The sequence below is a fragment of the Streptomyces aureus genome (assembly GCF_001418135.1).
Taxonomy (GTDB): domain Bacteria; phylum Actinomycetota; class Actinomycetes; order Streptomycetales; family Streptomycetaceae; genus Streptomyces; species Streptomyces aureus_A.
Genome location: NZ_LIPQ01000213.1, coordinates 1 through 2,105 on the forward strand (window position 1 = coordinate 1; position 2,105 = coordinate 2,105).

General features: G+C 71.5%; 3 protein-coding genes. 1 reads left to right on the forward strand and 2 read right to left on the reverse strand.

The features are described from left to right. Positions 1–238 (reverse strand): LysR family transcriptional regulator (locus AOK00_RS18690; protein ID WP_159041797.1); only part of this gene is annotated, 238 nt, incomplete at its 3' end. A 180-nt stretch (positions 239–418) separates the two neighbouring features. Here AOK00_RS18690 and AOK00_RS18695 point away from each other — a divergent pair. Continuing rightward, complete coding sequence (locus AOK00_RS18695) at positions 419–1,372, forward strand: EamA family transporter (RefSeq protein WP_055601448.1); 954 nt, start codon at positions 419–421, stop codon at positions 1,370–1,372. A gap of 148 nt (positions 1,373–1,520) precedes the next feature. Here AOK00_RS18695 and AOK00_RS18700 read toward each other — a convergent pair. Next, positions 1,521–2,105 (reverse strand): zinc-binding dehydrogenase (locus AOK00_RS18700; protein WP_254047411.1); only part of this gene is annotated, 585 nt, incomplete at its 5' end.

Consider the following 2,105-nt stretch of genomic DNA (forward strand, 5'->3'; position numbering starts at 1 on the left):
CCGCCTCGAACGCCGCGAGGGCCGCCGCGGCCCGGTCCTGGAAGGCGCGGCCTTCGGCCGTGAGGGCGAGGTGGTGCGTGGAGCGGTCCACGAGCCGCGCCCCGAGGTGGTGTTCCAGGGCGGCGAGCGTGCGGGACACGGCGGGTTGGGTGAGGTGGAGCCGGGCTGCCGCCCTGGTGAGGCTGGATTCCTCGGCGATGGCGAGGAAGCAGCGGAGGTGGCGTAGCTCGATGCTCATGCGTCCGGAGCATAACCGCAGCGCAATCGGCATTTCCGGCGCCGCGCGGGGGCTCGTAGCGTGAGAGGGGAACTCTGGTGACAGTAGACCGATGGTGCATTATTCTGGACTGACAGTTCAATGCAGTGGACACTTGAGGAGTAGTCGGTGGACATCAGTCCGGTCAAGGAGGCGGGCCCGGTGGGGACCGCGGTCGGCCCCGAGTCGCCGGCTGCCCCCGCCGACGGCGCCCGAGGCGGCCCCGGGACCAAGGGGCTCGCGGGCCACCGCTTCGGGCCCGTCGCGCTCGTCGTCGCGGGCGGGCTCTCCGTGCAGTTCGGCTCGGCCCTCGCCGTCCTCCTCATGCCCCGGGCCGGAGCCCTCGGCGTCGTCACCCTGAGGCTCGTGCTCGCCGCCGCCGTCCTGCTGATCGTCTGCCGCCCGAAGGTCCGCGGCTACGGCCGGGGGGACTGGGGCACGATCGTCGCCTTCGGCGCGGCGATGGCGGGCATGAACATCCTCTTCTACCAAGCGGCCGACCGGATTCCGCTGGGCGCCGCGGTGACCCTGGAGGTCCTCGGCCCGCTGATCCTCTCGGTGGTCGCCTCCCGCCGGCTGATGAACCTGCTCTGGGCCGGACTCGCCCTCGGCGGGGTCGTCCTGCTCAGCGGCGGCGGCTTCGACCGTCTCGACCCGTTGGGCGCGGCCTTCGCGCTCGCGGCGGGCGCGATGTGGGCCACGTACATCGTCTTCAGCGCACGCACGGGCCGCCGTTTCCCGCAGGCGGACGGACTCGCGCTGGCGATGGCCTTCGGCGCCGTCCTCAGCCTGCCGCTGGGCATCGCGGAGGCGGGCGACAAGCTCCTCGTACCCTCGACGATCGGCCTCGGCCTCGCGGTCGCGCTGATGTCGTCCGTCCTGCCGTACACCCTCGAACTCCTCGCCCTGCGCCGCCTGCCCGCCCCCACCTTCGCCATCCTGATGAGCCTGGAACCGGCCATCGCGGCGACGGCCGGCTTCCTCATCCTCAGCCAGGCGCTGTCGCTGACCGACGCGCTCGCGATCGCCCTGGTGATCGCGGCGAGCATGGGAGCGGTACGGACGCAGGTGCGGGCGGCCGCGCGGGAGAGGGGCAGGGGCGGGGTGGCGGGCTAGGTGTTCTGTCCCGCCCGGATACGCCAGAGACCCGCCAGAACTTGATCTTGGCCTGCCGGGTGCCTGACGCTGTCGGGGATCCTGGCGATGACGGTCGGCCATGCCCTCGACATCTCAGTCTCCAAGATCCCCGCCTCGTCACCCGCGATCAGCTCTGCGTCTCCTCGCGGCGTCCAATAGCGGCCGCATCGGGTACGACGAGCAGCTTGCCGGTGGTACGGCGAGCCTCCAGATCGCTGTGGGCCTGGGCGGCCTCGGACAACGCGTAGCGGCCCGTCACGGTGACCTCAAGCGCCTTGGAGCGCACCCACTCGAACACATCGGCGGCCCGTCGGAGCAGTTCGGACCGATCGGCGATGAAGTCCCCGAGGCTGGGCCGGATCAGGGTCAGCGAACCGCCATGGGCGAGCCGAATCGGATCAAACGGCGGCACGGCACCACTTGCCGCGCCGAAGAGCACGAGATGGCCGCGGGTTCGCAGGCTGGCGAGGCTCGCATCGAAGGTGTGCGCGCCGACGCCGTCGAAGACAACCGGCAGTCCCTGACCGCCGTTGAGCCGCCTCACCTCGGCTGCGAGATCGTCGACTGCGGAGGAAAGGATCACCTCGGCGGCCCCGGCACGCTTCGCCAGCTCGGCCTTCGCCGTGGTCGACGTCGTGCCGATCACCCTGCCGCCGAGATGGGTGATGAGCTGGGTCAGAAGCAGCCCCATGCCGCCGGCGGCCGCATGCAC